Genomic DNA, 22460 nt, shown 5'->3' on the forward strand with positions numbered 1-22460 from the left:
TGGTTTGAGTTAAATAAAGCAAAACCATATAAGCTCAGTAGTAGAGTCATTATTATATTAATTTTAGGAGTATCTGTATGTTAGGTGAAAACGAATACACCATGAACAATTTGTTTGCTCAATTGGGACTAGACAGCTCGGATGAGGCTATTGAGACTTTTATCGAAAATAACCAATTGGCTAAAGAAGAAAAGCTAACTGAGTCTACTATTTGGTCTGAAAAACAGCGTATGTTCCTACAAGAAGAGTGGAAGCAGGACGCTGCTTGGGTAGAAATCATTGATGAGCTTAACGTTCGTCTGCACCCGACTGCCTAATTCTAAGAATATTTTGATTCTTAAGTCATTTTTTATTAAGTACAGTTCAATAAAAAACCTGCTAATTAGCAGGTTTTTTTAGGTCTAAGTTTTTAGGTATAAACTATCTGAAATCTATAGGCTGACAAGCGGCTGTATTTAATCAGCAGTACTATTTAACCAGCGGCTCTGTTTAACAAGTAGCTCTACTGCTTAGTCCGCCAATCACGCAAATCCACCACATCTTGATTAATACCGACTTTCAAAGCATCAAGACCATCATACTTACGTTCCGCGTGCAGATAATGCAAGAACCGCACCTGCAAAGTTTTACCGTATAAATCGCCTTTAAAATCTGGGAAATAGACTTCTAACCGCCAGTCAGCGGGCTTATCTACTGAAGGCCGCGTGCCGATATTAGCAGTACCAAATAGACTGTTAGGGCGCAGACCAGGGATACCTTTGTGCTTACCTTCAGTGGCCTTTTTCCAACCCTTCGCATCGACATTACCTTGGTCATCGAGCATAACGACATCGACGCCAAACACCCCATGCAATGCGGGCTTTAAACGGTTTAAGCTGATATTGGCCGTAGGGAAAGCCAGCGTACGACCAATTTGATCACCGGGTACGACCGCCCCGGTCATAGTGTAATCGCGGTCTAACAATTGGTTGGCTGTCTCTAGTTTTCCTGCCGCTAATAATTGGCGAATGCGCGTAGAGCTGATACGGTCGGCTAATAGCGTATTGTCGGTGACCGTATCTAAGGTCGTGACCGGTAAACCATAGTGCCGTAAAAACTCACTATCGCCGGTACGGTCATGGCCAAAACGGAAGTCATCGCCTAACACAAGGGCTTTGACACTGAGCGTCTGCGCTAAAATATCGGCAAATTCAGTAGCGGATAGTGAGCGGAAGGCATCGTCAAAACTGGCGACGATAAGGGTGTCTACGCCGTAATGGGCAAGCAAGGATTGCTTTTCTGCCAGGCTCGTCAAGCGAGCAGGGACAGCCATCGGCTCGCCTTTTAAGGCCGCAAAATACTCTCTAGGCTGTGGCTCAAATATCATAACCGCACTGCCAAGGCCTTGCTGCTGTGCCTGCGCTAAGGTCTCGCTCAGCATGGCTTGATGGCCACGATGGACACCATCAAAATTACCAATCGTGAGCACACTGGCAGGCAAAAGGGGGGCAGGCGTAGTCGCGTCAGACTGGGTCTGCAATAGATCATCAAGATAATAGGTGTTCATAAGCAAAGTAGGCACAGCTCAATAAGAAAAACAGAGAGTTAAGAGAGGAGAGTATGTTTAAGGATATCATTATAAAGTAAAATACGCTGTAGCTTTGCACAATTACCGTGAAGATTATGTTGGGCTATATTGGACGGATTATTTACGCTATTAACGAACAAGGTAACGGGCATTTCTATGGCTATATTGGTTGAGTTATCCGCGGGTCAGCACGTGTCTTTAGCGGCCCCTAGCGACTTGCTAGCTATTGTACAAATCTATAATCAGAGTATCGATAGCAAAGTCGCTACGGCAGATCTTAGACCCGTTACGGTGGCGATGCGGCAAAAGTGGTTTGACGCCCATGCTGGCGATAGTAAACGTCCCATTTATGTGGTTAAAAATGAGGCAGGGGCCCTTATGGCTTGGGGCAGTTTTAGCAATATATACGATCGGCCCGCCTATCATATTAGCAGTGAAATCAGTATCTATGTCGCTACAGAATATCAGCGCCAAGGTCTCGCCAAACGTCTCGCCACCTGGATGTTAACTCAAGCTCCACAGCTGGGCATCAATAATGTCGTCGCATTAGTCTTTGGCCATAATATGGCAAGCCTAGCGCTATTTGCCCAATTAGGCTTTAGCGAGTGGGGACGGATGCCGCAAGTCTGCGATATGGAAGGGTTTATAGCGGATGTAGTGATGCTAGGTAAAGCGGTGCACCCAGCTAATCACTGATTTTGCGTGGCCTAAAGGGCTAGTTATTAAACATCATTTATTAAACATCAGGCATTAAAAAAACATCAGGCATTAAAAACCTCCCCTTAAAAGGGAGGTTTCAAGAAGTGTTTTAACTGAATGTGTAAGTAACTAGGACTCCTAACTAACAGATAGGTTAGGTGGCTTTAAAGCCATTAATTACCCTAATATCTTCCATTTACCATCCATCTTCTGCAAGGTATAAGCTAGAGGGGCCGGTTCGGTTTGCCCTTTTAGTCTAATTTCACCCAAGACATTCGCCTGAGTTTTATCGTCACTATATGTCGTCTTAGTAATGGTAACGCCTGTGACCGTTTGCTGAAAAGCATACTGGGTCTTTGCCAGCTCGTCTGCGAAGTCTTTCATGTCGACATAGTAATAACTGGCCGCTTCTTTAGCGTCACCGTAATACAAGGTATCGATGGCGGCTTTTACCGTAGCTTCCGGCGTATTCGGCTCGACAGGATTACTCATCAAGCTAGGCTGAGCTTGGGTGCCTGCACTGGCCTCTGCACCTGCTGTAGTCGGCAGCACTGCGCCATTAGACTCAGTCGCTTGTTTGTCACTAGCGGCAGTCTCTTTATCAACTACAACCGTATTAGCTTCTGTTGCAGTACTGTTTTCTGTAGCAGAGTCACTATTAGTAACAGGCGTTTCGTCCACAGCAGCTTCTTTTTTATCGCACCCTGAGATTAAAAGTACAGCGGCCAATGCGGCACCTAGCGGTAGAGCTTTCACGAAAAATGTCATATTTTGTTCCTTAATTAACCATGTTTTAATTGACGTGGTCGGAAGCCAGTCGCCAATAATACGATGCCATAGACCATAGCGCCTACCACACAAATAATGCCTACGGCACCAATGCGTTGCCACTGGGCTGACTCGACCGGGTAGTAAGGCAACATGGCGTATAAAGCGGCGACCATAACGGCGCTGGCAAAGCCAAACTGCGCAAATAGCTTTTTCCAATGCGGACCAAAACGGAATAAATCGCGCTTATGCAAGAAGTAGTACAGCAAACCCGCGTTGACGAACGAGGCGCCTGTCGTAGCGAGGGCCAGGCCACCATGTAGCGGCAATTTAAAGAAGTAGAAGATACCGATAAAGATAACACTAAACACCATGTTAGCAATGACGGCAATAATACCAATTTTCACGGGCGTTCTAGTATCTTGGCGGGCAAAGAAAGCTGGGGCAAAGATTTTAATTAGCATAAAGCCTAAGATACCGCCGGACATACTGCGCAGCGCTAAGCCACTCATTTCAGCATCACGCATTAAAAACTCACCGCGCATAAACAGCGACTGCATCAACACATCAGACAACACAAACAACGCCACAGAGGACGGCAAGCCCACCATAATAATCAGTCGTGATGCCCAGTCTAAAGTCTTACGGAAAGTGACGTCGTCTTTTTTGGCTTCACTGGCCGATAAGCTCGGTAAGATAACCGTACCGATAGCGACCCCGATTAGTCCTAATGGCAACTCACTTAGGCGCTCGGCAGCATATAGCCAAGATACGGAGCCGCCTATCATGAGTGAGGCAAAGACAGTGTTAAGCAATAGGTTGATCTGAGTGACCGACACCCCAAAAATGGCCGGCAGCATCAACTTGAGGATACGGCGTACCCCTTCGTGTTGAAAGTCTACCTTAGGAGCGACCAGCAGTTTTTGTTGCCATAACTGTGGCAGCTGAATCAGGAACTGTAGCAAACCTGCGATGGCGACGGCATAGCCTAATGCCATAATAGGTTTAGAGAACATAGGGGCAAAAATAAGCGCGGCCCCAATCATACACAGGTTGAGAAGGACTGGCGCAAAGGCAGGGGCGGCAAAGCGACCATAACTTTGCAAGACACTACCGGCAAATGCGGTCATGGAGATAAATAGTAAGTAAGGGAAGGTCAGTCGCAATAAGTCGCTGGCGGTGCCAAACTTATCAGGGCTATCCGCGAAACCAGGGGCAAATAAGGTAATTACCCAAGGCGCGGCGAGAATAACCACCACGGTAAGTGCCGACAAAATCATTAGCAAAGCACCTGAGGTACGGCTAATGAGAATCTGCACTTCTTGAATAGTAAAGCGCTCTTTATATTCAGAAAGGACGGGGACAAAGGCTTGGCTAAAAGCCCCTTCGGCGAACAGTCTGCGCAAAAAGTTGGGAATCTTGAAGGCGACCAAGAAGGCATCCATGAGACCGCCGGCGCCAAAAACGCTCATAAGCACCATATCGCGTACTAGACCTAAAATACGTGACATCATCGTCATTGAGCTGACGACCATGGTGGAGCGGAACAGTTTACTTTTTGCCATGGAGAATCAATGCCTTTAACCATTCTAAATGGGTCGGATTATAGCATTATCTGTTTACCGCAACATGAATTTACGATGGAATGAGATTGGACGATATTAGGTCTAAATAGTTTTATAAATGTTATGTAATATTGAAAAAATTTCTGAGCGCTTGAGAACAATAGATTCTCTATATTTGACCGAATCATCACTATCAAAAGTAATATCTGTAGATTTAACGGTCTTGTAAAAATCGATGACCACTTCACCATATTCTCTTAGTTTAAGTTGGGCATTTTCATGTACGAATAACAATAATAAAGATTCAGCTTTAGTAAGTTCACTAAAACTATTAAATAGGTCGAGATAAGAATCCTTTAACATTTTAGTTTGGACAACTGTATTATCTTCTGCCCATCGTCTGCGCCAATCAGTAGAAAGTGCCCAATATTTCAGAGATACTTGATTAAAAGCTTCTATTTTTTCGGCAACCTCTTTCAGCATTTCAAACTCACGGTCCACTTTAGATTTTTCGAGCGAATTACGATGTTGAGTTGAAGTCAACACAAGAGCAGTAATACCTGAAATGAGTGCGCCTAGCCCAATTTTAACTGCAGAATCAACTATATCTATCCAATTCATGATTATCCAAATATTAAGCTATAAAAAATAAACTAAGCTATTAAATTTGCCACCATTTCGCGTAATTTTGCCCAATCAAAAAAAGGCCCAGGATCGGTTTTTCGGCCTGGAGCAATGTCGCTGTGCCCGGTTAGGTGCCGGCGGGTCTGTGGGTAGGCTTGATAAATAGCGGCGATGACCGGCGCCAAGGCGGCATATTGCGCCTCGGTAAAGGCTTGAAAGTCTGAGCCTTCCAGCTCAATGCCAATACTATAATCGTTGCATTCTGGTTGCGCTAAATAGCTCGAGCGGCCCGCATGCCAAGCCCGTTCAGCAAAATTCACAAACTGAGTGACCCGGCCATCGCGCTGAATAAAGAGATGCGCGGACACTTCCATACTTTCGATGGTTTTAAAGTAGGGGTGGGCGTCCCAGTCTAAGGTATTGGTAAATAAAGCTTCGACATAATGGTTGCCTTTAGCATCGTGCTGCGCAAACTCGTCGGGCGGCAAGCTAATATTATGAATAACAATGGCATTAATTGCCGTGTTATCGGGACGGGGATTAAAGTTGGGGGAGGCGACCCAATTGGCAGGGGTTAAGCGACCGGCAGCAATAGTAAAGTCAGCAGCAGGTTGGGCAGCAGGTTGGGCAGTCGTGGGAGCAGTAGTCGGCATAATATGAAGACGATAAATAACTGAAAATCATAGCCTAGGCGAGTTTGCAAAGGGATGCAAGGGGGCGGCATGATTTTATCGGTGCGGACTACAATTGTGGCATGGTCGCTACTGACAGGGGCTACTATAATAGCCATACCCATTACCCTGATTCTATAACCTGCTGTGATGCTGCTGAGGATATTATGCGACTCTCGCCCGTGCTGTCGACCGATTATGTGCTGTTAACTCCTATGTCTGTAGCGAAAATGGCAGGTCTTGCGCTAATGACGCTTGCCAGTAGCACCGTTATGGCAGCCGCTACTCAGGCAACAGAGGCTGTAGAAACGTCGGTTAGCTCACCGGCGGTTAGCATTGTTGCCACTGAATCGGCGACCCCTTACCAGCAGTACCGCCAACAGGCGCTCGCATTAAACTTAGCAGAACAAACCACTTGGCGCCGCCTGCTCTATCTTAAAGACAGCAAGCCGGGTCAGACGAAAAACGCTAAAGCCAATACTAGCCCTGTCAAAAATGCTGAGTTTTTTGTCAGTCCGGCGGGGCGTACCGACCCAGAAGCTGAGCTCTTGGCCTTGTTAAAAATGATGACGACGAACCACCTCTCAGCCGCTGAGCAAAGCCAAAATCAGGCGGTCCTATGCCGCTTTCCAGCGCGTATCCATTGGTTGCAACAACAGCTTGCTATTCCTGATGCCGAGCTGGCCGCTATTGATTGTGGCGAGTTTGATGCTTGGATGGCCAAATTAGACCCGCAGCGGTTGTCCGTGATATTTGCCGAAGAGTACTTGGACAATCCGTTATCCGCTTTTGGTCATACGCTCATGTTGATTGACTCTACCAAGAGTCTCGCTGACCCTAGTGCTATCGACCACGCGCATGCGCTGAATGATACGGTTGCGGGCAACCCCGATGATAACTTTGCCCTCTATGCCGTCAAATCTATGACCGGTCTATATCCTAATGACATCACTATCGATCCTTATCCTGAAAAGCTAGCCTATTACTTACAAGGGGATGAGCGTGATGTTTGGCAGTACCCCTTACAGCTGACCCAGGCTGAGATTCAGCAGATTATGCGCCACGTTTGGGAAACTAAAGACTTGGGGCTGCCGTATTATTTTACGACTGATAACTGCGCCTCAGAAATCCTCCGTTATATCGATATAGTGCGTCCTGAGGGCAGTCTGCTCAGTCAACTGCCTTATGTGGTGGTGCCCTCAGATGTGGTGCGACTATTAACCGATGAAGCTCTGATTACTGAGCAAACTTATTTGCCTGCTGATGACAGCTTACGCCAAGCTAAAATAAATGCGCTAGCTGCACAAGCTAGTAATGACATGGCGACTGTAGCGACCAGTAATAATACGGACACAAGCATGGATACAGGCACTACAGCTGCGCAGTCCACTTTATTAAACTTACCGGAAAGTATAATTAGTAAGGACAATAAGCTCCTGACTACGCCTGTACTGCCTGCTAATAATAATCCTAATGACGCTCATCTGCTGCAACGGGCTATGGTCGGGGTCGGCAGCCGTAATGACTTGGGTTATTTAACTTTAGGCTTCCGAGCTGGGTTTCATGATTTATTAGACCGCCCAGATGGCTATCCAGAGAATTTTGCTTTAGAGGGCGCAGCTCTGTCTTTTCGCGTCTACGATAACGATGACAACGATAGCTATCGCCCTAATCAAAAAAGTGTCGTGCTACAAGATTTAACCTTGATTCGTGGTCGTTCTTTTAATCCGATTAACAGTGCGAAGACCGGCAAGACTTGGGGGCTTAATCTAGGCGCTACTCGGGTAAATGATGGTTCAGAGCCCGCTGGTGGCGACCATTTGGTGGCGAATGCTGCTTATGAGCAAGGGGTGTCGGTAGGTTTTAGCGGGGCTAAAGCGGGTTCCGTACAACAACCGTCACAACTGTGCTATGCGCTCGGCACGGGGATGACCCAAGTGGGTAAAGGAGTTAACAATGGCTGGCGGGTCGGGGTGGGAGCCAATCTCGGGTGTCGTTATCAAGTCTCGCCCAAGTTGCGCGCTCAGGCTGAAGTACAGGTGCCTTACTGGTATCATGGCGATATTGATGTAGATGCGAATACTGGCGAGCGTGGCACGGGTCATTATTGGCAACCCATCGCTACTCTAGGCGTGCAATACGATATTGACCGCAACCAAGCCATACGTTTGCAAGGCAACTACGAATTTCAAGATAGAGTGCGCGATAAAGATGATGTGCAATTGGCTTATGTGAAGTATTTTTAGGATAGGCTGAGCAGTAGCACTAGGACAGAATGATTAAAACGACTATTAATAATACTAATAAGGACATAGCATGACAGCAGCCAACCCAACCAACATTCTAGTTATCGGTCAAGGCGATATTGGCAATCCTGTGACCAATCAATTGGCGCAGCAAAACCAGCAGGTAACCGGCCTTGCCCGCCGCGAGCGCAGCAACTATCGCTTAGACGATAAAGTGGGCTTTTTGCAAGAGGACGCCCTGAAGCTTACGGCTGAGCAGATTAGCGAATTTACGCACATTGCCATTATCGTTACGCCTGATCAATATGATGTTGAGGCTTATAAAAATACTTATTTTGGCATTGCACAGCATATTGCAGATTTAGCGGATGATTTACCGAAACTTAAGCGCGTGGTGTTTATCTCTTCAACAGGCGTCTATGGTCAAGATGATGGTGAGTGGATAGATGCTAGCGTACAACCTATCATGCCAAAGCGCGGAGCTTCCGTCTATATTCTCAAAGCCGAACAAGTCTTGCAGCAAACCTATGGTGACAGAGCGGTAATTATTCGTCCTAGTGGCATTTATGGAGAAGAGCGTTTAATGCGCGTCCGTAAGGCGCAAGAAGCGGAGAAGTCCTCTATGCCGAAATATGCTTGGACCAATCGCATTATGGATACCGATTTGATTACGATTATTACTAACGTATTAACGCTCGCTGATGAAGAGGTACAGCCTGTTTATTTAGCAAGCGATTATGCTCCTGTGACCTCTTATGAGATGGCGCAGTGGTTATGTGAAAAACTTGATACCACCATTCCTGAGATTGACGATACGACGACGGTATCTGGTAAGCGTTTACACAGCAATATTCCCTTAGCTTGGCTAACTTACCCCGATTGGCAGTCTGGTTATCAGCATATTTTACAACACCTTTAAAGATGGTTTGATAGCAGTCATTTTATTTAGCAGCCAGCTTAAAAGTAGCTCACGGCATTGCTTACGCTGTACAGAGACTGTGGACGCCATTACAAAACAGCCGCTATTATAAACGCTGTTAGAAAATAGCTAGAATAGAGTGAGCGGTCCGTTCTCAATCCCTAGGGACGAGAATGCAGTGCTACGTTTAGTAATCTGACAGATTTTGTCACTAAGCCACTCAGTTATCTCAGGATAGCGTATGGTATTATCTAAAGTGTTAAGGAGCTAACAGTATAGTTGCCGCGACTTTATAAAGTTCGGCTTAAAGTTCGATAATACTGATGGCTCATGTTAATGAATAATCTTAATCGCTGATTTTAATGGAAAGATATCATGACGCAGTCCTCTACCTCGGCCACTTCAGTACAGCCTGCAGTAGTAGCCGATAGTGCCGCCGAGGATGCCACGGCCTCTGAGCTGAATAAGGCGCGGCAATTGCCGCAGTCTCCCGCCATTCGTCACCCAAACTTTGACCCCGCCAAGACTCCCATTGATCCTGCGCGGCCGCTAACCGATATTCCGGAGCCGGTGCCCAGCAGCAATCGTCAGTTGCGGCAAATTTATAAGCAGGCCGCTCCTATCCCTCGCAAAGATAGCGCCAAGATAGCCGCCAAACTGTCGAAATGGGCCTTGATTGAATCAGAGCCCTTAGCAGAGCATCTGGCCTTAATGTCTGCAGCGCATTTAATGGAGTTACCCGCCAGTTTCTATCACAACCATAGCGAGCAGCCTTTATTGCTGTCGCTGGCCAATATGATTTTATTGGATATGGCGGATATTCAGGCGGCGTTACGAGCTTATCCCTTGTTGACGCGTTATGGTATGGCGAGCGCCAATGAGCGCGCCGTATCCAGCCACCGTTATGATGCCGACGAATTATTGAATGGGGATTATGCGGATGATTGGGAGCTGTTACTTTATCCCGAGCGTTTCGATAGTGGCGAGGGCAGTCTAGGCACCGATATTATTGCGTGTAGCGTAGCCGTACATGCGCTCAGCCAGTGCGAGACTCGTAAAACTATTAATACGAGCTATAGTGCCGCTGACCTCTGTCAGTATTTGCGCAGTTATTTACTAAGCCAATTGCAGATTGTCCCGCTGCGTCGTCAGCAGTATCGGCAGATTCGTCTATTCCCTGGCCATGTGATTGTAGCGGCCCATTATTTAGGCTGGTTGATACAGGTGAGCGAGGAGGGTGACTGCCATTTTAATTTATCATCGCGCTGTTCGCTGCTCTCGCGCTATCCCAATATGAGCGAGTATACGATTAATGGTTGGATGACTTAGTCAGTCAGCCTGAATGACTGTATATATAAGTATATATACATGGGCCAGCGAGACAGGCGCAGCCTCGTAGTAAGTATTGGTCAATATTCATAAAGTTGCGTACAATACCGCACAAATTCATTCTACTCATTTCCCCTTCATCATAGGACAGTCTATGCAAACGGCTTTGTTTTCTTCTCATCAATTTATCAGTCTAGCCCTCGACAATCAGGTTCTAAAATTCGGTGAATTTGTGCTAAAGTCTGGCCGTATTAGCCCCTACTTCTTTAATGCAGGCTTGCTGGCGAGTGGTGAGATGCTGTCGTTATTGGCCAATGGCTATGCCGAAGCGCTAGCCGAGCAAGTACAGTTGACGGATAGCCCGCAGGAGTTGGTTATCTTTGGCGCCGCTTACAAGGGAATTCCTTTTGTGGCCGCTACTGCACAAGCGTTATGGATTAACCACGGCATCAATGCCAAATGGGGCTATAACCGCAAAGAAGTCAAAGCCCACGGCGAAGGCGGCAATCTGGTCGGTACGGATGTCAGCGGCAAAGCAGTCTGGGTATTGGACGATGTCATCACTGCTGGCACTGCGATGCGCGAAGTGATTGAGCTGTTGCAAGGAGCGGGCGCTACGGTAGCTGGGGTCATTGTGGCCTTAGACCGTAAAGAAAAAGGCCTGCAAGAGCAATCTGCTATCCAAGAGCTGGCGGCTCAGTTAGACGTACCGGTTAAAGCGTTGGTCGATATCGATGATTTGATTGCTTATATCGAGACTAGCGGCGATGCGACCCAATTGGCCAAGATGCGTCACTACCGTGAGCAATACGGCGTTTAATAGAAAAATATTCTAATTTCCTTTATCCCATCCACCTGATTGCAAGAGTCTTTTATGAGTGCAGATCTTAAGTCGTTAAACATCTTGGTTATTATGGATCCGATCGAATACGTCAATTATAAAAAAGACACGACCCTAGCGATGATGTGGTCAGCGTCAGATCGCGGTCATACACTAGGCTACTGCCAGCAGCATGATTTATGGTTGGATAAGGGACAGTTGATGGTGGATGCGCAAGCGATTACTGTGCGCCGCGACCCTAAAGATTTCTATAGCTTGGCGGCTAGCGTTACCCAGCCTATTACGGATTATGACGTTATCTTAATGCGTAAAGACCCTCCGTTTAACATGCGCTTTGTCTATGCGACTTATATGTTAGACCATGCCAAGGCCGCTGGCGTGTTGGTGGTCAATGATCCACAGAGTATCCGTGATTGTAATGAAAAGCTCTTTGCGACTTGGTTTAGTGAGTATATGAGCCCCACCATTGTGACCAGCAAACAAGCCCATATTCGCAAATTCATCGCCGAGCACCAAGATGTCATCGTTAAGCCGTTAGATGGCATGGGGGGCACCGGGATTTTCCGATTGACAGAAGGCAGCCCGAATATTGGTGCTACCCTTGAGATGCTGACCGAACTTGAGACTTTGCCTATTATGGCACAGCGTTATCTGCCTGAAATCTCTGCGGGAGATAAGCGCGTGCTGATCGTTGATGGCGAAGTGGTCGATTACTCGTTAGCGCGCATTCCGATGAAAGGAGAGACCCGTGGTAATTTAGCGGCGGGCGGTAGCGGTGTGGCTATGCCCTTGACGGATGCTGAGCGCGAAGTGGCCTTAAAAGTCGCTCCTATCGTCAAAGAAAAAGGCCTAATGTTTGTAGGTTTAGACCTGATTGGCGCGCGTATTACCGAGATTAACGTGACCAGTCCCACGTGTGTGCGTGAGATCGACGATCAATGTGGTACGGACATCGCTACTGACTTTATTATTGCTATTGAAAATAAGCTTAAGCTATAGTCATTTCGATTTAACACTAGTGCTGTTGTACGACCTATTTAGCTAAAATTATCAAAGCTACCGTGACAGGTGGCTTTTTTAGTGGTCTTTTTCTAACCTTGTCCTAGGTTTTGCCTCTGAATTCTGTACCGATATCCCGCTATAAAAAAGTGACATTTGTTTAAAATAAGCAACAAATAGGTAATATAACAACAAATATTTTATACGTTAAGGTAGTAACCATAACTTGAATTTTTGTAAAATCCTTGTAATATGAACTCAACAACTGTCAGTTATGCCTTCCATCGAAGTTGTTGATTAGGTTAAAAACCTTAATTGGGCTCATTATTATTAATTTTAAATTGTTAATTCTGGATGGCTAATTTTGGTTTGATAATTAAGGCAGCTTAGGGTTTAGCTAAGCTATAGTGGCTGACAATTCTTTTAATTAGATACAAGGATGTATTATGAATATTTTTGCAAAGTCACTCTTATTGACCGCTGGTTTAACGATTGGCATGGCGGCTAGTGCGGCCGACCAGCTGCACAATACCAAATGGATCACCTACAACGATAAAAACCAGCCTGACTCAGTGCTGCAATTTGTCGATAATAATGGGGTGTTGTCTGCCAAAATTGTAGAAGTTTTAGACCCTCGAGCAGTGGGTAAAAAAGTCTGTGATACTTGTAAAGGTAAATTCGAAAATAAACCCTTAAAAGGGGCTACAGTACTGTGGGGTATGAAAGTCGACCCTAGTAACCCTAATAAATATAGTGGTGGTAGTGGGATTGAGCCAGAGACTGGCATGACCTTTTCAGGTAAAGCCGAGTTAAATGGCGATACTCTAAAGCTGCGGGGCTATAAAGGCGTGGCGCTACTAGGTAAAACCCGCATCCTTAAACGCAGATAGTCGGCAACGCTATCAGACCGATTTACCCAGTTAGCGAGCTTTAGTGTTATAAACCTCTTTAGCTAATCAAAATGCTGTATCAAAAACCAAGTCGCTTATTTTGCGGCTTGGTTTTTTTGTTTATTAACTGAGTGTTACGGTTACAACAATTTTGTCTTTCCTTAGGGGTGAACGTGTTATCACTACTATCTAGCGTCGCCTGTACGGTAAGATTATGCTATTATTTTGCGACTTAACGTTTGCTATAATTTTTTTAAATAGCGCCTTCAAAGTAGCGGTTGTCTAAAAGCTACTATTGCGCAAAATGATCTCTTTAAAAATAACTTTGCTAACCGTCACCACACCTTTAAAATCTTGTTTTAAATCTAGGATATATGTATGAAAGCACCGCAAATTTTAATGATGGCAGCGGGGACGGGCGGCCACGTCTTTCCCGCCTTAGCTGTCGCTGAAGAGCTCAGTAGCCGCGGTGCCCAAATCCATTGGCTCGGCACGCCTGGGGGTATGGAGAATGACTTGGTCAAACCGACCGGTTATACTTTTCATGCTATTAATATGCAAGGTTTACGCGGTAAAGGTGTTGGCCGCTTACTCAAGCTACCGGGGACGTTGCTAGCAGCGACCTTGGCGGCCGTAAAAATTATCCGCAGTCAGCAGATAGATATGGTGGTCGGCTTTGGGGGTTATGTCTCAGCACCGGGTGGTATCGCCGCGCGTATGACGGGCACGCCGCTAGTCATCCACGAGCAAAATGCTATTGCTGGCATGAGCAACCGCTATTTAGCCAAACTGTCTAACAAGGTGCTGCAGGCGTTCGAAAATACTTTTGGTGATAGCCAAAAAACGGCCAAATTAGAGACCGTGGGTAACCCGGTGCGCAACACCATTACAGGGGTGGCTTCGCCTGCCGAGCGCTATGACATCCAAAGTACGGCACCTCTTAAGCTATTAGTAGTGGGGGGCTCGTTGGGAGCGCAAGTACTCAATGAGACGGTTCCCAAAATGTTAGCCCTGATTCAGCAGCCGCTAGAAGTGCATCACCAGTGTGGTCGTAATAATGAACAGACCACGCAAGCAGCATATAACGCAGTAGATACGAGTCAGCATCAAGTCAAAGTGGCGCCCTTCATTGACAATATGGCGGCCGCTTATAATTGGGCGGATGTTATTGTTTGCCGCGCAGGGGCTTTGACGGTGACTGAGATTCAAAATGTCGGTATTGCGGCCATATTTGTACCGCTACCCCATGCGGTGGATGACCATCAAACGGCCAATGCCAAGACTTTAACGAAGATTGATGCCGCTATCTTAATGCCGCAAAGCGAGTTGACCGCGCAAGGTCTGGCGGACACCTTGGCCAAGCTTAACCGCAGCGAGTGTTTGGCAATGGCCGAGCGCGGCTATGCCCATGCGCATCGTGGTTCAAGTCAGCAAGTCGCTGATATCGTTTGGAATACCCTAGCTAAATAGTCAATGACCGCGTTTATTGGCGGCTATTTAGTTGCTGTAATTTATAGTTTTATCCCTTCTAATTTCCATGCTAATTCACTTTGAGAGACCCCTATGCCTTTTGCGACTATGAGCGATACGGACCACGACACAGCCACAGGCCAGCCAACTGCGGCCCAAGCTTTGCCTAAACGCCTAATTGAGATTCCAGAAATGCGCCGCATTCAACATATTCATTTCGTTGGTATTGGTGGTTCAGGAATGTGTGGTATCGCTGAAGTCTTGCATAACCAAGGCTATGTGGTTAGTGGCTCGGACATTAAAGAAGGGCCAGTCACCGAGCGGTTGCGTGAAGTCGGTATCGAAGTCCATATCGGTCATGACTCACAAAACATTGCCAATGCTGATGTGGTGGTGGTATCTACCGCTATCGATCGTAAAAACCCTGAGATTCAAGCCGCATTAAAAGCGCGTCTGCCTGTAGTACGTCGTGCCGATATGCTGGGTGAGCTAATGCGTTATCGTCACAGTATTGCAGTGGCTGGGGCGCATGGTAAAACCACTACGACCAGCTTATTAACGACCATGTTGGATGAAGCCGGTTTAGACCCTACCTATGTGATCGGTGGCAAGCTTAATGCTTCAGGTAAAAACGCTGCGTTAGGCGGCAGTCGTTACCTCGTAGCGGAAGCTGATGAGTCCGACGCCTCATTCTTATCGTTGCACCCTATGGCCGCTATTGTCACCAATATCGACCAAGACCATATGGAAACTTATGAGAACAGCTTTGACAAACTCAAAGCCGCTTATATTCAATTTTTACAGAATATGCCTTTTTACGGTTTGGCCGTAGTCTGTGGCGATGATACCGAACTGTATGACATGATTGACGATATTGGTCGTCCGGTCTTGACCTTCGGTTTTAAGTCGCATAATGATGTGCAAGCGGTCGATATCTTAGTGGAAGGCACTAAAACGCATTTTACTGTATTGCGTAAAGACCGTGAGCCGTTACCGCTGACCTTGAATATTCCGGGCGATCATAACGTGTATAACGCTTTGGCTGCTATCACCATGGCAACGGACGAAGGGGTGGATGACGATGCCATCAAACGTGCACTACAGAAGTTCGCCGGTGTTGGTCGTCGTTTTGAGCATCAAGCCTGTGTGAGCTATGGCGACGGCGATGTGCTGTTGGTCGATGATTACGGCCATCATCCTAAAGAGGTCGAAGCCACCATTAAAGCTGCGCGTAAGAGCTATCCGGAGCGCCGCATCGTGCTATTATTTCAGCCGCACCGTTATAGCCGTACCCGTGACTGCTATGATGACTTTGTCGCAGTATTGTCTAGCGTCGATGAGCTGCTGTTATTGGATGTGTATTCGGCAGGGGAGAGTCCTATCATGGGGGCAGATACCAAGTCGCTCGCCCGCAGTATCCGCTTGCGTGGAGAAGTGGAGCCCACTTTGGTAGATAAAGATCACTTGGCTCCAGTGATGCAACGACTGCTACAAGCTGGCGATTTATTAATCACCCAAGGTGCAGGTAACGTGGGTCAGATTGCGCTAGATTTAGCGGCCAATGACCTATACCTAAAGGTGAATAAATAACCGTTAGGGGTTTTTTAACGCCGATGTTTACTGCCTTATGCTATGGTGTGTTTATGCCATTATTTATTACTGACTGATTGAGAACTTATACTATGGTAGCTGTCCCCCCGATGTTGCAAGATAACGTTACTGCGCCCTTAAATAATGCAGAAGTGTCTGCAAACGATAGTGAGGCCACCGGCCAAACCCTACACAATATCACTGACCCTAGTGTGTTCGGTAAAGTGGCTGTGGTTTGCGGCGGCGTCAGTAATGAGCGCGAAGTGTCTTTAAACAGTGGTATGGCGGTATTGTCAGCCCTGCAAAGCCAAGGCGTAGATGCCGTGCAGTTTGATCCCATGCACAATGATATTACTGAGCTTAAGCAGTACGACCGTGTGTTTAATGTGTTGCACGGTCGTGGCGGCGAAGATGGCATGCTGCAAGGCTTGCTTGAGTGGTTACAGATTCCGCAGACCGGCTCTGGCATCTTGGCCTCAGCGATTGGTATGGATAAAGTGCGTACCAAGCAATTGTGGCAAGGCTGTGGTATTGCGACCGCTCCATTCGCCTTATTAACGGCGGATACGGATTGGCAGCAAATTGTGAATACTTTGGGTCTACCGCTGATTATCAAGCCGGTGCACGAAGGCTCTAGTATTGGTATGAGTAAGGTCAATCATCTCGATGAGCTGCCTGGTGCTTATGAGATGGCTGTGGCCTGTGGTGATGTGGTCATGGCAGAAAAATGGATTACTGGCCGTGAGTTTACTATCGTCATTATTGATGATGAAGCCTATCCAGTGATTCGCTTAGAGCCTGCTGATATCACCAATTTTTATGATTACGAAGCCAAATATAACCGCAATGATACCTCTTACTTTATCCCTTGCGGTCTCTCTGCCACTGAAGAGAAGTATCTGCAAGCGTTAAGTTTATCAGCCTTCCGCGCGGTCGATGCGAAAGGTTGGGGACGTATTGATGCCATGCAGGACGAAGCAGGTCACTTTTGGTTGCTAGAAATTAATACCGTGCCGGGCATGACCGATCACAGTCTAGTGCCGATGGCGGCAAAAGCGAAGGGCATGGATTTTGAAGCCTTATGCTGGCATATTCTGGCGCAGACACTATAGTAATCGCGAGCGCCTGCTAGGGGATAATGACAGCTAGTAGCTCTCTTAATAGTTCTTTCCTAATCGTCCTGCAAACGTTGAGATAGCTACTGGTCACCCTACGATAACCTGCCTTAAGCATTGCTGAGGCGTTATCAGCTTACGCAATCGTAAATTAATATGTAAGATTGTGTAAATCCCCCTTAACGAGATAGCGTTTAACTATTGTTTGCCGTGGAAATACGGTAGTATGATAATATTTAGGGATGCTAAGTACCTTTAAATAGAGTTAAAGTTTACTATTAGCCATAACGTACACTGTGAAATTGGTTAAATCTTGCTAGACACCTATCTATTTTTAGTCTGAAAATTGGCAGTTCTTGCTAATAGCACCTCAGTTAGTCCTTAGTACCTCAGTAAGCCACCTTCCTAAAGCTAATATTAAGCTTAAATTTCTATTGCCTACTGGTAGCCTTTTGGTGTTGATAAGTCATTTATTAGTACTGGCAAATAAAAAAGGCGCATAAAACAATAGAGATTTCGTCGATGCTCCATGTAATCGAGGCTAGGTTAAGCAAAGCTATAAGGCAGTTTTTCATTTAATTTCAAAATTTGATGCGATAAAAATCAATGGTAGACGGCACGACACTCCAAGCACTTCCTGAACAGTCTAATTCAGATACAACGGACAACCGCGGCGATTTTGTGATGCCAAGTTGGGGTCGTTATCTGGTTTATGCGCTGTTGGCTATTATCGTTGCTGCCAGCGTTGCCTTTGCTATTCGCAGCTATCAAAACGCGCCAAATGCCAATATTTATATCGATCCTACCGGTTTAACTGCGGCTCAATATCAAGCTTTGAAAGCAACCATGGGCACGCAGGCCTCAGGCAATTATTTTATTGCTGATATCCAGTCGATGCGCAACATCGCCCTTAGTCTTTCTTGGGTTGATGAGGTCAGTCTAGTGAGAGATTGGCAACGCGGTATTGTGGTCGCGGCTTTACCTAAAAAAGCGGTAGCGAAATTCGGTACCGAACGTTTAGTGGATGCAGAAGGGCAGGTGTTTGTGCCTGTCGAGCCGGTAGAGCAGATAGTTACTGAGCAGCAGCAACTGGTGACTTTGCAAGGCAGCAAAAACCAAGCGCCTGTCATTATGCAGCAGATGCAGCAAGTCAATCAGTGGTTTGCTCCGCTAGATATTAAAGTCGTGGACATTATTTTGACCCCGCGCATGACTTGGTTGATTCGGTTTGATGATGGCTTGCGTGTGATTGTTGATAATGAAAATACAGCGCAGAAATTATTAAATTTAAGCCAGTTGTTGAGCAATCAATTGAGCCAGCAGCGTGACAATATCCAAGCCGTAGATTTGCGCTATAAAAATGGCTTTACGATTACTTGGCATGATAATGCTGATCAAGCGGCCAGTAGTGCAGCAGCGAGTGATCCTAATCTCGCCCAAGCGGCTGATGCTCCTGATTTAGAGCGTATTGAAGCCACCGTTCCGCTCAACGATGCGGATGTGGTGCTAGATTAAGCTTTATAGGGGCTGTTTGGCACAGATACACAGTCAAATGTAAGGAAAAATGTACAATCAAGGCTGTCAGTTGTAGTAGGGTCGGTGTAGCTGTTATATTCTTACCTTGCTGGCTGCTTAGCAAACGCCTAAGCGAGTTAAGGGCCGAGCTGACTGACAATCAAAGTTTTAATTAAAGCTTTAGGTTTTAAAGTTCGAATTATTTAAGTGTCAATTATTAAAGTAACTAAAGTATTCCCCTGATTTCAAATTTGAGTTTAATGGCCCTAAGGCGTATTTTTCACTAACGGTTTAATTTTTACTGGTGGTTAAAGATAGCTTTTGGTTCTTCTAATTGTAATAGTTTGCCTTTTAAAATGAAAAAAACAGAAAATCTGGTTGTCATTCACTTAAGTGCCTCTGCCGTCTATGCAGTGATTGGCCAAGTTGTGTCTGCGTCAGACATTCGCATTATGGGCGTGGGCAAGGTAGCTAGCGTTGACTTTTATCAAGGTCAAATTCGCCATTGGGATCGTTTAAAGAGCTCGATTCGTCAGGCGATTCAAATTGCTGAAGATATGGCCAATTGCCGCGTACATAGCGTGTGGCTGAGTCTCTCTACCCCTGAACTGGTTAGTAAAAACAGCGTGGGCAACGTCATAATTGAAGATGAGCGCGTACAAACTAAAGATATCGTCAATGCCTTAAGCTTGGCGAAGACCAAAGACATGCCTAGCAATTATTATCTGATGCATCACAGCCAGCAAGGCATTTATGTCGATGACCAAGAGGCTATGGTCGATGACGCTATTGGTATGTATGCCAATAAAATTTCGGTGATGTACCATCTAATGATGATGCCGGTAGCCAGCCGTCAAAATATTCAGAAGCTGCTGCAAGAGTGTGATGTCAGTGTCGACCATGTCCTCTTTGATGCGGTCTCTACGGCGGAATATAGCCTGATGCCATTAGAGCGCGAGCAGGGTGTTTGCATTGTTGATATTGGTGCCAGCACAACTAGCGTGTGTGTTTATAAAGAAAACAAGCTGATTTTTACGGGCTGTATTGCTCAAGGCAGCTTGATGGTGACTATGGACATTTCCGCTGAGATGAATATCTCAATGGTGGAAGCCGAGAAACTTAAAAAACGTCATGGTACCGTAGACGTGAGCAGTATCGACCCAGGTCAATTTATTATGGTGAGACCGGTAGGCAGTACCGACGAAATTACCGTCAATGTCCATAACCTCGCTGAAATTATTGCCGCCCGTTATGTTGAAATCTTCAAAGCCGTATTTGGCGAAGTGATTGACGCAGGTTTATTCGACTATTTAGACCGTGGGGTGGTGTTGGCGGGTGGCGGTAGTGCCATACGCGGCATCATTCCTTTCACCAAGAAATTGTTAAATATGCCGGTATACTTGACCAATCCGCATGACGCTATCAGTGCTTATCATCATAATGAAGATGAAATTTTTAAGCGCTTGAGCAGTGAAGTGAATGAGCGCGAGTTACAAACAGCGTTTGGTGCCTTACTTTATAGTCAGAGCGATCAGTTCCGTTATAGCGAAAAGAGCTCACCGGATGCCTTAACCCAAAGTAAAGTAACCGGGTTAATGCAACGCCTAAATAATGTGTTGAAACGCGTTTTATAACGGGGCGGCCGTTAGCGCTAATTTGGCCTTAAAATTATGATACGTTGCAGTTTTGCGCGCTTATAGCCTATAGTGCTACTTTAAGGCTAAATATTAGTTGCGAAATACAACAAACTAAGCTTACGAGCGGGGCTAGCTATTGTATGATGCGGACTATTTTATTATGCTATCCGCTAAATAGCTAAGCGACCGGTTAAAACTGCTTGTTTATAGCTAAAAATTCGTTAATAAAGATTGAATAGGTGCCGCGAAGGACTTGTAGCATCTGGTATTTACTTATAGCTAGTAGCTGATAAATAGTAGCGGCCACTGACCAGCATGCCCTCAATGATGAAGGCTCTGCATAGTGCAGTCGCCTTAAAGGCGTTATTGGATATTAGCGATTATATTACTAGTCGCTATAGCATCAGAGACTGCCTAAGCAGTTACTAGCTTATTCGTAATTATATTATTATCCCTATCGACCATATTGTATGTTGATGGCAATACCCAATAAGGCCACAAGTTTATAATACCTTGTTGCCTAATGACCATCACCAACTGGAGAATGAAATTTATGTCAAAGTACACCATGTCAGATGACAATCAACCTCATAATAACGGCCAAGCCCGCTTTACAGTGTTCGGTGTTGGCGGCGGTGGCGGTAATGCTGTCGAGCACATGGTACAGCAAGGCATTAAAGGCGTGACTTTTGTCTGTGCCAATACGGATAGACAGGCTTTAGACCGCTTATCAGCTCCAAATAAATTACAGTTGGGTGCTAAAGCAAACCGTGGCCTAGGAGCTGGGGCCAACCCAGAAGTAGGTCGTGAAGCGGCTGAGAGTGAAGAAGAAGCGATTCGCCAATTGCTAGAAAACTCTGATATGGTCTTCATTACTGCCGGTATGGGTGGTGGTACGGGTACGGGCGCTGCGCCTGTAGTCGCTCGCATTGCCAAAGAAATGGAACTGTTAACAGTAGCCGTCGTTACCACGCCGTTCAAATTTGAAGGTGGCCGTCGTATTAAAGCCGCTAAAGCGGGTATTGAGCAGCTGACCAACTTTGTAGATTCGATTATTACCATTCCTAACGACAAGCTTATGAGCGTTTACGGCAACATTTCAATGCCTGAAGCCTTCAAAAAAGCAGATGATGTGTTATTGCATGCCGTACAAGGTATTGCTGAGACTATCGCTACTGATGGTGTTATCAACATCGATTTTAACGATATCCGTGCGGCGATGACGGCTAAAGGTCATGCAATGATGGGTATCGGTCGTGCTAGCGGTGATGATCGTGCACGTCAAGCCACTGAAAAGGCTATCAAATCACCATTACTTGATGACTTGCGTTTAGAGAATGCCAAAGGCCTTATTGTTAACGTTATTTCTTCAGCCACGTTATCGCTTATTGAATTAAATGAAATCAGTGAAATCGTTGATAATATTACTGATATTGATGATGGTAATATCTTCTACGGCTCAGTCATCGATGAAAAGATGGGCGATGACTTGCATGTGACCGTTATTGCAACGGGCTTAACTTTAGATGAAAAGAAAGATGTGGCCGCGCCTATTCCTTCTGTGACCAGCACTAAGCCGGTCGATCCTACCCAGCATACTACGGCTTTAAACAATCAGAAAAATGCTAGCGGTAACCCAGCTCCTGCACCAGCACAGCCTGCGGCGGCAACGAAAACCAACAGTATTCAAGATTACTTAAGACGTCAGCAAAATAACTAAGACCCGCTAGCAGCCAATTTTTAGAGCGGCTAAGCATGTTTTAGTAGAATAATTAAACCAGTGAGCAATCGCTGGTTTTTTTATGTCTTTTTATAGGCGATAGGGCTGTGCTTATATAAGGTTTTTATCGGTAAATAGGCCCCATGCGAGAAGAGACTATCCTTTACTACTAACAAAGGGCATATATTTTACTAAAAAACAGTCAAATCATAGCGATAAGAAAAATAAAACCCAGTTATTAACTTACAGGTCCTAAGTTGTCATGGTATTTACGCTATAGCTGATGGTACACTAG

At 45.9% G+C, this 22460-nt stretch carries 19 protein-coding genes; 14 read left to right on the forward strand and 5 right to left on the reverse strand.

Features of this window, described 5'->3' with window-relative positions:
* The first annotated feature begins 77 nt into the window (after nt 1-77).
* Complete coding sequence (locus ACZ2XM_RS10885) at nt 78-317, forward strand: DUF2789 family protein (protein ID WP_490588849.1); 240 nt, start codon at nt 78-80, stop codon at nt 315-317.
* A gap of 185 nt (nt 318-502) precedes the next feature.
* On the opposite strand, the gene ribF is transcribed toward ACZ2XM_RS10885, so the two are convergent.
* Nucleotides 503-1546: a riboflavin biosynthesis protein RibF gene (ribF, locus tag ACZ2XM_RS10890; protein ID WP_490588848.1), complete on the reverse strand. Its 1044-nt coding sequence runs from the start codon at nt 1544-1546 to the stop codon at nt 503-505.
* Between the two features lie 177 nt (nt 1547-1723).
* Here ribF and ACZ2XM_RS10895 point away from each other — a divergent pair, with 177 nt between their 5' ends.
* The gene (locus ACZ2XM_RS10895) at nt 1724-2263 is read left to right on the forward strand and encodes a GNAT family N-acetyltransferase (RefSeq protein WP_490588847.1); all 540 of its coding nucleotides are present in this window, start codon (nt 1724-1726) and stop codon (nt 2261-2263) included.
* A gap of 180 nt (nt 2264-2443) precedes the next feature.
* Here the strand turns inward: ACZ2XM_RS10895 and ACZ2XM_RS10900 are convergent, their stop codons facing one another.
* The 4 genes from ACZ2XM_RS10900 to ampD form a co-directional block, all read right to left on the reverse strand.
* Nucleotides 2444-3034, reverse strand: a complete 591-nt coding sequence (locus ACZ2XM_RS10900; protein WP_490588846.1) for a hypothetical protein — start codon at nt 3032-3034, stop codon at nt 2444-2446.
* Between the two features lie 14 nt (nt 3035-3048).
* A complete protein-coding gene (gene murJ / locus ACZ2XM_RS10905; RefSeq protein ID WP_490588845.1) occupies nt 3049-4599 on the reverse strand; it encodes a murein biosynthesis integral membrane protein MurJ in 1551 nt (516 codons plus the stop codon).
* 102 nt (nt 4600-4701) lie between these two features.
* Nucleotides 4702-5220 carry a hypothetical protein gene (locus ACZ2XM_RS10910; RefSeq protein ID WP_490588844.1) on the reverse strand — a complete coding sequence of 173 codons (519 nt, stop codon included), beginning with the start codon at nt 5218-5220 and terminating at the stop codon, nt 4702-4704.
* 32 nt (nt 5221-5252) lie between these two features.
* Nucleotides 5253-5876, reverse strand: coding sequence for a 1,6-anhydro-N-acetylmuramyl-L-alanine amidase AmpD (gene ampD, locus ACZ2XM_RS10915; protein WP_490588843.1), 624 nt, complete (start codon nt 5874-5876; stop codon nt 5253-5255).
* A 185-nt stretch (nt 5877-6061) separates the two neighbouring features.
* Here ampD and ACZ2XM_RS10920 point away from each other — a divergent pair, with 185 nt between their 5' ends.
* The 12 genes from ACZ2XM_RS10920 (at nt 6062) to ftsZ (ending at nt 22165) form a co-directional block, all read left to right on the forward strand.
* Nucleotides 6062-8140, forward strand: coding sequence for an Lnb N-terminal periplasmic domain-containing protein (locus ACZ2XM_RS10920; RefSeq protein ID WP_490588842.1), 2079 nt, complete (start codon nt 6062-6064; stop codon nt 8138-8140).
* A 70-nt stretch (nt 8141-8210) separates the two neighbouring features.
* On the forward strand, nt 8211-9059 hold the full coding sequence (locus ACZ2XM_RS10925) for an NAD-dependent epimerase/dehydratase family protein (protein ID WP_490588841.1): 849 nt from the start codon (nt 8211-8213) through the stop codon (nt 9057-9059).
* Nucleotides 9060-9434: 375 nt separating this feature from the next.
* Nucleotides 9435-10388: a hypothetical protein gene (locus tag ACZ2XM_RS10930; RefSeq protein ID WP_490588840.1), complete on the forward strand. Its 954-nt coding sequence runs from the start codon at nt 9435-9437 to the stop codon at nt 10386-10388.
* Nucleotides 10389-10542: 154 nt separating this feature from the next.
* A complete protein-coding gene (gene pyrE / locus ACZ2XM_RS10935) occupies nt 10543-11208 on the forward strand; it encodes an orotate phosphoribosyltransferase (RefSeq protein WP_490588839.1) in 666 nt (221 codons plus the stop codon).
* Nucleotides 11209-11262: 54 nt separating this feature from the next.
* Nucleotides 11263-12228, forward strand: coding sequence for a glutathione synthase (gene gshB, locus ACZ2XM_RS10940; RefSeq protein ID WP_490588838.1), 966 nt, complete (start codon nt 11263-11265; stop codon nt 12226-12228).
* Nucleotides 12229-12674: 446 nt separating this feature from the next.
* Nucleotides 12675-13118 carry a DUF2147 domain-containing protein gene (locus ACZ2XM_RS10945; RefSeq protein WP_490588837.1) on the forward strand — a complete coding sequence of 148 codons (444 nt, stop codon included), beginning with the start codon at nt 12675-12677 and terminating at the stop codon, nt 13116-13118.
* 378 nt (nt 13119-13496) lie between these two features.
* Entirely contained in the window at nt 13497-14588 is a 1092-nt protein-coding gene (murG, locus tag ACZ2XM_RS10950) for an undecaprenyldiphospho-muramoylpentapeptide beta-N-acetylglucosaminyltransferase (protein WP_490588836.1), read from the forward strand.
* Nucleotides 14589-14696: 108 nt separating this feature from the next.
* The gene (gene murC / locus ACZ2XM_RS10955) at nt 14697-16178 is read left to right on the forward strand and encodes a UDP-N-acetylmuramate--L-alanine ligase (protein WP_490588962.1); all 1482 of its coding nucleotides are present in this window, start codon (nt 14697-14699) and stop codon (nt 16176-16178) included.
* 197 nt (nt 16179-16375) lie between these two features.
* The gene (locus ACZ2XM_RS10960) at nt 16376-17290 is read left to right on the forward strand and encodes a D-alanine--D-alanine ligase (RefSeq protein ID WP_490588961.1); all 915 of its coding nucleotides are present in this window, start codon (nt 16376-16378) and stop codon (nt 17288-17290) included.
* 609 nt (nt 17291-17899) lie between these two features.
* The gene (locus ACZ2XM_RS10965; protein ID WP_490588835.1) at nt 17900-18808 is read left to right on the forward strand and encodes a cell division protein FtsQ/DivIB; all 909 of its coding nucleotides are present in this window, start codon (nt 17900-17902) and stop codon (nt 18806-18808) included.
* Nucleotides 18809-19164: 356 nt separating this feature from the next.
* Entirely contained in the window at nt 19165-20442 is a 1278-nt protein-coding gene (gene ftsA / locus ACZ2XM_RS10970) for a cell division protein FtsA (RefSeq protein ID WP_490588834.1), read from the forward strand.
* A gap of 556 nt (nt 20443-20998) precedes the next feature.
* Nucleotides 20999-22165 (forward strand): cell division protein FtsZ, encoded by a 1167-nt coding sequence (gene ftsZ / locus ACZ2XM_RS10975; protein WP_490588833.1) that lies wholly within the window; start codon nt 20999-21001, stop codon nt 22163-22165.
* Nucleotides 22166-22460: the final 295 nt, after the last annotated feature.

Source organism: Psychrobacter sp. CoH-33_TS_01 (assembly GCF_058189395.1).

Bases quoted from the DNA above. Each gene is read 5' to 3' on its own strand.
- ACZ2XM_RS10885 (WP_490588849.1), top strand. From the start codon at position 78: ATGTTAGGTGAAAACGAATACACCATGAACAATTTGTTTGCTCAATTG.
- ribF (WP_490588848.1), bottom strand. From the start codon at position 1,546: ATGAACACCTATTATCTTGATGATCTATTGCAGACCCAGTCTGACGCG.
- ACZ2XM_RS10895 (WP_490588847.1), top strand. From the start codon at position 1,724: ATGGCTATATTGGTTGAGTTATCCGCGGGTCAGCACGTGTCTTTAGCG.
- ACZ2XM_RS10900 (WP_490588846.1), bottom strand. From the start codon at position 3,034: ATGACATTTTTCGTGAAAGCTCTACCGCTAGGTGCCGCATTGGCCGCT.
- murJ (WP_490588845.1), bottom strand. From the start codon at position 4,599: ATGGCAAAAAGTAAACTGTTCCGCTCCACCATGGTCGTCAGCTCAATG.
- ACZ2XM_RS10910 (WP_490588844.1), bottom strand. From the start codon at position 5,220: ATGAATTGGATAGATATAGTTGATTCTGCAGTTAAAATTGGGCTAGGC.
- ampD (WP_490588843.1), bottom strand. From the start codon at position 5,876: ATGCCGACTACTGCTCCCACGACTGCCCAACCTGCTGCCCAACCTGCT.
- ACZ2XM_RS10920 (WP_490588842.1), top strand. From the start codon at position 6,062: ATGCGACTCTCGCCCGTGCTGTCGACCGATTATGTGCTGTTAACTCCT.
- ACZ2XM_RS10925 (WP_490588841.1), top strand. From the start codon at position 8,211: ATGACAGCAGCCAACCCAACCAACATTCTAGTTATCGGTCAAGGCGAT.
- ACZ2XM_RS10930 (WP_490588840.1), top strand. From the start codon at position 9,435: ATGACGCAGTCCTCTACCTCGGCCACTTCAGTACAGCCTGCAGTAGTA.
- pyrE (WP_490588839.1), top strand. From the start codon at position 10,543: ATGCAAACGGCTTTGTTTTCTTCTCATCAATTTATCAGTCTAGCCCTC.
- gshB (WP_490588838.1), top strand. From the start codon at position 11,263: ATGAGTGCAGATCTTAAGTCGTTAAACATCTTGGTTATTATGGATCCG.
- ACZ2XM_RS10945 (WP_490588837.1), top strand. From the start codon at position 12,675: ATGAATATTTTTGCAAAGTCACTCTTATTGACCGCTGGTTTAACGATT.
- murG (WP_490588836.1), top strand. From the start codon at position 13,497: ATGAAAGCACCGCAAATTTTAATGATGGCAGCGGGGACGGGCGGCCAC.
- murC (WP_490588962.1), top strand. From the start codon at position 14,697: ATGAGCGATACGGACCACGACACAGCCACAGGCCAGCCAACTGCGGCC.
- ACZ2XM_RS10965 (WP_490588835.1), top strand. From the start codon at position 17,900: ATGGTAGACGGCACGACACTCCAAGCACTTCCTGAACAGTCTAATTCA.
- ftsA (WP_490588834.1), top strand. From the start codon at position 19,165: ATGAAAAAAACAGAAAATCTGGTTGTCATTCACTTAAGTGCCTCTGCC.
- ftsZ (WP_490588833.1), top strand. From the start codon at position 20,999: ATGTCAAAGTACACCATGTCAGATGACAATCAACCTCATAATAACGGC.